Annotated in this window: 10 protein-coding genes; all 10 read left to right on the forward strand. The window is 59.3% G+C overall.

Features of this window, described 5'->3' with window-relative positions; all coding sequences use genetic code 11:
- Positions 1-97: 97 nt before the first annotated feature.
- The 10 genes from elbB (at position 98) to HQL65_19460 (ending at position 8,175) form a co-directional block, all read left to right on the forward strand.
- The gene (gene elbB, locus HQL65_19415) at positions 98-817 is read left to right on the forward strand and encodes an isoprenoid biosynthesis glyoxalase ElbB (protein ID MBF0138406.1); all 720 of its coding nucleotides are present in this window, start codon (positions 98-100) and stop codon (positions 815-817) included.
- Positions 818-819: 2 nt separating this feature from the next.
- Entirely contained in the window at positions 820-1,950 is a 1,131-nt protein-coding gene (locus HQL65_19420) for an aminopeptidase P family protein (GenBank protein MBF0138407.1), read from the forward strand.
- Between the two features lie 109 nt (positions 1,951-2,059).
- The gene (locus HQL65_19425; GenBank protein ID MBF0138408.1) at positions 2,060-3,034 is read left to right on the forward strand and encodes an SPOR domain-containing protein; all 975 of its coding nucleotides are present in this window, start codon (positions 2,060-2,062) and stop codon (positions 3,032-3,034) included.
- Between the two features lie 167 nt (positions 3,035-3,201).
- Positions 3,202-3,858, forward strand: coding sequence for a heme ABC exporter ATP-binding protein CcmA (ccmA, locus tag HQL65_19430; protein ID MBF0138409.1), 657 nt, complete (start codon positions 3,202-3,204; stop codon positions 3,856-3,858).
- 232 nt (positions 3,859-4,090) lie between these two features.
- Entirely contained in the window at positions 4,091-4,756 is a 666-nt protein-coding gene (locus tag HQL65_19435; protein ID MBF0138410.1) for a heme exporter protein CcmB, read from the forward strand.
- 6 nt (positions 4,757-4,762) lie between these two features.
- A complete protein-coding gene (gene ccsA / locus HQL65_19440; GenBank protein MBF0138411.1) occupies positions 4,763-5,455 on the forward strand; it encodes a cytochrome c biogenesis protein CcsA in 693 nt (230 codons plus the stop codon).
- On the forward strand, positions 5,448-5,633 hold the full coding sequence (locus HQL65_19445; protein MBF0138412.1) for a hypothetical protein: 186 nt from the start codon (positions 5,448-5,450) through the stop codon (positions 5,631-5,633). The genes ccsA and HQL65_19445 overlap by 8 nt, the downstream gene beginning before the upstream one ends.
- Positions 5,626-5,772 (forward strand): hypothetical protein, encoded by a 147-nt coding sequence (locus HQL65_19450; GenBank protein ID MBF0138413.1) that lies wholly within the window; start codon positions 5,626-5,628, stop codon positions 5,770-5,772. Before HQL65_19445 ends, HQL65_19450 begins: the two co-directional genes overlap by 8 nt.
- A complete protein-coding gene (ccmE, locus tag HQL65_19455; GenBank protein ID MBF0138414.1) occupies positions 5,756-6,211 on the forward strand; it encodes a cytochrome c maturation protein CcmE in 456 nt (151 codons plus the stop codon). Before HQL65_19450 ends, ccmE begins: the two co-directional genes overlap by 17 nt.
- A 5-nt stretch (positions 6,212-6,216) precedes the next feature.
- Positions 6,217-8,175: a heme lyase CcmF/NrfE family subunit gene (locus tag HQL65_19460; GenBank protein MBF0138415.1), complete on the forward strand. Its 1,959-nt coding sequence runs from the start codon at positions 6,217-6,219 to the stop codon at positions 8,173-8,175.
- Positions 8,176-8,268: the final 93 nt, after the last annotated feature.

Below are 8,268 nucleotides of genomic sequence, written 5' to 3' on the forward strand. Positions count from 1 at the left end.
GAAGGGCTGCGCCCTTCCCCCTGGCGGGGTTTGGGGCGGAGCCCCAATAAAAAATCATTTCCAGTTAAAATAATATTTTCTGGGCAATAGATTTTTCATGGATACATTGTGTTCAGAAAAACTCCCAACCAGTCTGGATGATTCAGGAGGACGAACGGTGGCAAAAAAACGCATTGGGGTGTTGCTCTCCGGGTGTGGCGTGTTTGACGGGGCAGAGATCCATGAAGCAACCTTGACGCTGTTTTTTTTGGATCGGGCCGGAGCGGAAGCGATCTGCATGGCACCCGATATGGCCCAACACCACGTCATCAATCACATCACGGGTCAGGAGATGCCTGAATCCCGCAATGTGCTGATCGAGTCGGCCCGTATTGCTCGGGGCAACATTCGCAATTTGGCCACGGTGCAGGTGGCGGATGTGGATGCGGTCATTTTGCCCGGGGGGTTTGGGGCCGCGAAAAACCTGTCAACGGTGGCATTCGCCGGACCCCAGGCGCAGGTGGATCCCACCGTTGCGGCTTTTTTGCGGGGGGTGCAGGAGGCCGGCAAGCCCATCGGGGCGTTGTGTATCTCTCCGGCGGTGATTTCGCGCATATTTGCCGACCAGGGGTTGACGCTGACCATCGGCACCGATCCCGGCACCGCCGGTGCCATTGCGGCCATGGGCAACCGCCACCAGGAGAGCGCCGTGGATGCCATTGTTGTGGACCAGGCCCATAAAATCGTCACATCGGCGGCCTACATGTGTGCGGCGAGCATTGGCGAGGTGGGGCAGGGGATCGAAAAACTGGTGGCTGAAGTGTTGCGGCAGGCCTGATCATGACCGGACGTTTACTCTATGCGGCGGGTGAAAACTCGGCGGACATGTTCTACGCCACCGGTATGATGACTCCGGATCCGTTTTTGTTTGTGCAGGATGCTTCCGGACGCCGCCATGTGGTGACTTCGGCCCTGGAGATTGACCGGACGCGCCGGGTATCCCGGGTGGATGAGGTTCACGATTGGGAACCTTTGCGCAAGCGCCATATCGAGGAACATCCGCTATCTTCACCGGACATGACCGATTTGATCGACCGCTTTCTGCGGCAACTCGGCTTGCGCGAGGTGTTGGTTCCCCGCGATTTTTTCGTGGGGGTGGCGGATGGCTTGCGTCAGCGTGGGGTGACGGTGACGGTGGCATCCGGTAATTTCTGGCCGGAGCGGGAGCGCAAACGTCCGGCGGAGGTGGAGGCGATTCGCCAGGCACTTGCCATGACCGGGCGGGCGATGCAAGCTGGGATTGGCCTGATTATTGCTTCGGATATAGGAGAGGATGGTTGGCTCCATTTGGATGGCGCGCCGCTCACCAGTGAACGGGTGCGGGCGCGGATCAACAGCCATCTGGTGGCGGAAGGGGCCATGCCCCGGAATACCATCGTGGCGGGTGGTCCCCAGGGGGCGGACCCGCATGAAATGGGTTCGGGTCCCTTGCTGGCGCACTGGCCGATCATTCTGGATGTGTTTCCGCGCGTGGAAGAGAGCGGCTACTGGGGTGACATGTCCCGTACCGTCTGTCGCGGCAAACCCACGGATCGGGTGCGGCAGGCGTGGGAGGCTGTGCGCCAGGCACAGGAGGTGGCCTTTTCCCGAATCCGACCCGGCGTTGCCAGCGAAGAGATCCATGCCGCCGTGAGCCAACATTTGACGGCAGCCGGATTTTTGACGGGTCCAACCCCGGATGGACGCCAGGGAGGTTTTTTCCACGGTACCGGCCATGGTCTGGGTCTGGAGATTCACGAAGCGCCCCGGATTGGTACGAAAGGCCAGATTCTGGAAGTGGGCCATGTGGTGACTGTGGAACCAGGCCTTTATTATCCTGACATGGGTGGGGTGCGCCTGGAAGATGTCGTTGTCGTGGAGGAGGGGGGATGCCGGAATCTGACAGAGTTCCCCAAATATCTGGAGGTATGAAAGCGAAGACCTCTGGCAAGGTCGAGACGGTGCAATTTTAAATGTGCAAGGAAAGCACGGATCGCCCCAGGCAGAATTCATGCCGGGAGGGGATCGGAATGGAAGGACCATGAAAGCATCTCCCAACCGTGAACAGCAGGTATTTCTGATTGTTGGCGGGGTCATTTTTGGCTTGATCCTGGTCGTGGTGATCTACAACATGATCCAGGATCCGAAACAGACGGTGGTTGAAGAGGTTCGGCGTCCGCTCGTGGTGGCCCCGGCCAATCGGCCATCCGAGGATGCCAAGCGACCCTGGATCGAAACCGTCAAACCGGCACCGATTTTTGAAAACGCCCAAAATCAGGCCGGTACACCACCGGAACAGGCCGAAGCCCAGGCGACTGAAGGGGCGGCACCCGGAAGTGGCGGAGGTCCGGATCAGACGGCTGCCGTGCATCAGGCAGGTGGGGCCGGGCAGGGTGGAACACCACCTGTTGCGGCTGCCGTGGCACAGCACCCGGCCACAGCCAAAAAAGGGAACAAGGTGGCCCCCGGAGCGACCAGACCCGGCGGGGCAGCCGATCCCATTGGCACCTGGGCGGCACGGGAACAGGTGATGCCGGAACCGGAAGAGGGACCACCACCCAAGGCCAGGACACCCGCAGCGTCTGGCAAACCAACCCAGACGACACGGGAAACGGATCCACGACAGCAGCGCTCGACACACAACGACCCGGCAGCGGCCAAGGCTCCCAAGCCAACAGCAACTGCGCCAGCCCCGATGCCGCAACAGGCCAAGGCCTCTCCTCAGCCGGCGCAATCCCCCAGGGAAGAAACTGCGGATGCCACCGGTGGCTATACGGTGCAGTTGGGATCCTTCAGCAGCAGTGATCGGGCCAAGGCTGTTCAGGAAAAGGTGAAGAGTGTGGTGTTCGAGGGTCATGCCATGCCCCAGTTCCAAAAAGCCAATACCGTGAATGGTCAATCCCATTACCGGGTGCGGTTGGGACCTTTCGCCAGCCAGAAACAGGCCGAACTGGCAGCCCAGTTGGTCAAACGACAAACCGGATATGATGGCAAGGTACTCTCTCCGGGAAAATAATCGTTGCATGGCAGGGTATCCATCCCGGGATAAATAATCGTTGATCGGTGAACCGGCTGAATTGTAAATATCGCCACGAAGGGGTATGAATAACCCCTCCGTGGCGGTTTTGTTTTCTCTTTTGGATTATCTGTTGTTGAAGGGACACCTTGCAGAAGGGTTGGCAGATGGCAGAACTTGTGACAGAAGGAATTCAATATCGCTACGGGCGGCAACGAGTGCTGAATGGTGTGGACCTGACTGCCGGGCCGGGCGTGTGCGTTGTGCTGTTTGGTGCCAACGGTTCAGGAAAATCAACCTTGTTGTCAATCCTGGCCACCCGTTTTCGTCTGCGGGAAGGACGTTATTTTCTGAATGGCCTGAATGTGGCCGAGGGGGAGGGGGATGCTGCCCGGGGACAACTGATGCTGCTGGGACATCATACCCACCTGTACGGCCATCTGGATGCCCTGGAAAATCTGCGTTTTTTTTGTGACCTGCGCGGGTTGGCCGTGACGCCGGAACGGTTGCTGTCCGCAGTGGAATCGGTCGGCCTGGGGCGTTTTTCACGGCGACCGGTGCGCGGCTTTTCCGCCGGCATGCGCAAACGACTGGCCCTGGCGCGGGTGCAACTGGCCACACCTTCACTCCTGCTCCTGGATGAGCCATACTCGGCCCTGGATGCGGCAGGCGTGACGTGGTTGAATGAGATGCTGACGACCTACCTGACTGGTGGCGGTACGGTGGTCATGGCCAGCCATGATCCGGAACGGGTGGCGGCCTTGGTCCACGTTCCCCGCCATTTGGAATCGGGACGTCTGGTTCCCCTGAGAGGCTGTCCATAAACATGATAATTTTTAAAAAAACGAATAAAAAACTGGGATGGAGGTCCAGGAGGAAGCGGCTCTGCCCTTCCTCCTGGCGGGGTTTGGGGCGGAGCCCCAATAAAATCTTTCTTTCCAATTTTTTTTATCCGAGAGTTCATGGACAGCCTCTCAGAGGCAGTTGCACGACGCCTCCATCATGGTGGTAGATGAGCTATTCTGAAATGAAGGATTTTATTGAGGAGAAACCGGCTTGTTGAGGGCAGCCTACAGAATTGCCTGGAAGGATGTGGTCGGAGATTTTCGGCGGCGGTCCACATTGTCGGCCATGCTGTTTTTTGCCATTGCCGTGCTGGTGGTGTTTCAGGCCGCCTTCGAACCGGATCGCCAGGAGGCCAACCGCCTGTTGCCCGGCCTGCTCTGGGTGACGGTGCTGTTCACCAGCCTGGTGGGCCTGGGGCGGGTGTTTCAGGCCGAAGAGGAAGATGCTGCCTTCGAGGGTCTGCTTCTTTCCCCCATGCCACGTGGGGTCTTGTATCTTGGCAAGTGGTGGGGCAATCTGTTCCTGACGCTGCTCGTGGAAATTTTGTTGCTGCCCTGCATGCTGGTTCTGTTCAACGTGGATGCCTGGGACCGGCTGCATGTGATTCTGGGAATCCTGGTGCTGGGTACCCTGGGATTGACTGGTCTTGGCGTGTTGCTGGCGGCCCTGACCCAGGCGGCCCGTTCCCGGGAAACCCTGCTGGCCCTGTTGCTGTTGCCGCTTGTGGTCCCCCTGCTGATCGCCGGGGTGCAGGCGACCGGTATCGCCCTGACCCAAAACGGCAACATGCTACCCTGGTTGCAGCTTCTGGTCATTTTCGATGTGGTCTATCTCTCCATGGCCCCCTGGGGGTTTGGCTGGCTGGTAGAGGAGTGACATGCCGTGATCAATTTTCTGGCCCGGATTCAGAAATATGTGGGGGGAGTGGCCCTGCTGCTGCTGCTGGTCGGTTTGTACCTGGTCATCAACGCCCCGCCGGATTTTCAGCAGGGCAATTCGGTGCGCATCATGTTCATCCATGTGCCGTCGGCCCAGATGGCTCTGTTTCTCTATCTGGTCATGACCGGGGCCAGTGTGTTGTACCTGTGGAAACGCTACGAAACGGCGGATATCATCGCCGAGGCGGCAGCACCCGTGGGGGCGGCCTTCTCTGTCGTGACCCTGGCCACCGGTTCCATCTGGGGCAAGCCCATGTGGGGGGCGTGGTGGGCCTGGGATGCCCGGTTGACCTCCATGCTCGTGCTGTTGATCATCTATGTCGGGGTGATGGCCATGCGCAGTGCCCTCGATGAACCCGCCAAGGGAGCCAAGGCCACCGCCATCCTGACCCTGGTGGGAGCCGTCGATCTGCCCATCATCCATTTTTCGGTGGTCTGGTGGCGTACCCTGCATCAACCCTCTTCGTTCGCGGGGAAGGTCAAACCGGCCATCGCCGGTCCCCTGTTGACTCCCCTGTTGATCATGGCCCTGGCTTTTGCCATCATGGCGGCCTACCTGGTCATCCTTAAAACCAAAAATGTGGCTGACCAGCGTCGTCTGGATGCCCTGGACAGCGAAGGAACCGGGCATGTCTGACACTCCGAAAATCCGGCTGACCAGGGTCGTCCGGTCTGGCACTGCGAAAATCCGGCTGACCAAGGCTGTCCGGATCTCCCGGTTGGCGAAGGAACCGGGCATCTCCGATGATACGAATAACCTGGCTGACCAGCGCTGTCTGGATGCCCTGGATCGCGAAGGAATCGAGCATGGCTGATTATTCGAATTATGTTTATGTTGCCTACGGCATTGCCCTGCTGGTCTATGGGGGAATGACCCTCCTCTGGCAGCGCCAGGGTCGGCATCTGCGGGAACGGCTGGTTCAGGAAGGACGGAATCATGGCCAACAAAAATAAAAGAGTGATGCTCATCGTGACCCTGGTCATGGTGGGGGGTGCCCTGCTCACCCTGCTCTATACCTCGTTTACCGACTCCCTGGTCTACTTCCATACCCCCACGGAAATTCGCCAGAAATCAGCCGAGTTCGAGGGCCGCAAGGTGCGTATCGGCGGGATGGTCCAGGCCGGTTCGCTGGTCCGGAAAGGGGGATCTCTGGAGGTCAACTTTCTCGTGACCGACGGCAAGGGTGAGGTGATGGCCCATTACAACGGTGTGTTGCCGGATCTGTTCCGGGAAGGGCAAGGGGTCGTCGTGGAAGGGGTCTGGCGAAGCGGGGTTCCCCACTTCGAGGCCACCTCGGTCCTGGCCAAGCACTCTGAAGATTACATGCCGGTCTCCATGACCGAAGAGGGCCTGGAAAAGGCCCGCCGTTCCATTCTCAAGACGGTGCAGTGACCGCCATGTGGATCGAAGTGGGACATTTTGCAGCACTGACAGCCCTGGCCATGGCCTTGACGCAGACCGGTGCCGGGGTGCTGGGCGGCATCCTGGAACGTCCGGTCTGGATTCGTGTCGGTCGCCAGGCGGCCCTGATGGTTGCCCTGCTCCTGACCGTGGCCACTCTCGGCCTGGTCATGGCGTTTCTTCAGCATGATTTTTCGGTACGCTATGTGGCCGGCCATGCCTCGTTGAAACTGCCCCTCTTTTACCTGGCCACCGCCATGTGGGGCGGTCACGAAGGGTCCCTGCTCCTGTGGGTGTGGCTGCTTTCGGTCTTCGGTGCCCTGGCCATCTGGCGGCATTGGTCCACCCATGCGCACTCCATGCCCTGGGTCCTGGGCATTCTGGGCGCGGTCGTGGTGGGCTTTCTGCTGCTGGTCCTGTTTCTCTCCAGTCCGTTCGAACGCCTTTTTCCCGTACCGCCGGATGGGCGGGATCTCAACCCGCTTCTGCAAGATCCCGGCATGGTTTTTCATCCCCCCTTTCTCTATCTGGGCTATGTCGGATTCTCCGTCCCGTATGCCTTTGCCATGGCCGCCTTGATCAATGGCCGTTCCAGTTCCGAATGGATCCTGGCCACGCGCCGCTGGACCCTCTTTGCCTGGGCCATGTTGACGACCGGGATTGTTTTCGGGGCTTATTGGGCCTACTACGAACTGGGATGGGGTGGTTACTGGGCCTGGGATCCGGTCGAAAATGCCTCCTTCATGCCCTGGCTGACCGCCACCGCCTTCTTGCACTCGGTGATGGTCCAGGAGCGGCGCGACATGTTCCGCACCTGGAATTTGTTCCTGATCATCACCACCTTTGCCCTCTCCCTGCTCGGTACCTTTCTGGTGCGTTCCGGGGTTTTGTCGTCGGTGCATGCCTTTGCCAACGATCCGGGGCGCGGGGTGTTCATCCTGATCTTCATGGCGGTGTTGTTGATTTTTTCCTTTGGGGTCCTTGTCACCCGGGCGGACATCCTCAAAAGTGCCGCGCCGCAACTGGATACCCTGGTCTGCAAGGAAAGCGCCTTTCTGTTCAACAACATGTTTTTCGTGGTGGCTTCCCTGACCGTGTTGTTGGGAACCCTGTATCCCCTGGCCTTGGAAACCCTGGGAGGGGCCAAAGTGTCGGTGGGTGCCCCTTATTTCAACAAGGTGTTTGTCCCAATCATGTTGTGCATGCTGGCCTTGATGGGGTTCGGTCCAGCCATTCCCTGGCGGCGGGCCAATGCCGCAGTGTTGGGTCGTGAATTCATGCCGTTTCTACTTCTGGCGGTCTTGGCGGCTCTCCTGGCCTGGTTCTTGGGCGTGCGCCATCCTTATGGCGTGGCCAGTGTGGGACTCATCGTGTTTGTGGTGATCACCCATGTGCAGGATTTGCGCAAGGGCGTTGCCGCCAGACGGCGGCGGGAACCCGGTTCCATTCCAGTTGCCCTGGGGCGGCTCGTCATGCGCAATCGACGCCGGTATGGGGGATTCGTGACCCATCTGGGCATCCTGATGATGGTGGCCGGCTTCATCGGTTCGGGTCTGTTTCAGCAGGAACGGGATCTGGTCATGCGGACAGGGGATGTCATGCGGATCGGCTCCTGGCAATTGACCCTGGAATCCATGGGCCGGGCAGCCCAGGACAACTGGCAGGCCGATGAAGCGGTCGTGCGGGCGGTCAAAGGGTCAACAACATTGACCCTGCGTCCCCAAAAGCGTGTCTACAATGGCAATTCCCAGCCCACCACCGAGGCGGCCATCCATACCACCTGGCGCGAGGATCTCTATGTCGTGCTGGGGGATCCGGTGGCTGAAGGGGCCTGGGCCTTCCGGATCTATGTCAATCCTTTGGTGGCCTGGGTCTGGTGGGGGGCAGGAGTGATGGCATTCGGGGTGATTCTGGCGATGATGCAGGGCAGGCGGTTGCGGAGAAACAAAGAGTAAAAATGATTAAAAGAAGGTATCTATTCGGAACCCTTGCTAAAAAAGGGTTTGATATGAAAGACTTTGTTGGGGCTCCGCCCCAAACCCCGCCAG

It is taken from the genome of Magnetococcales bacterium (genome assembly GCA_015228935.1).
Classification (GTDB): domain Bacteria; phylum Pseudomonadota; class Magnetococcia; order Magnetococcales; family DC0425bin3; genus HA3dbin3.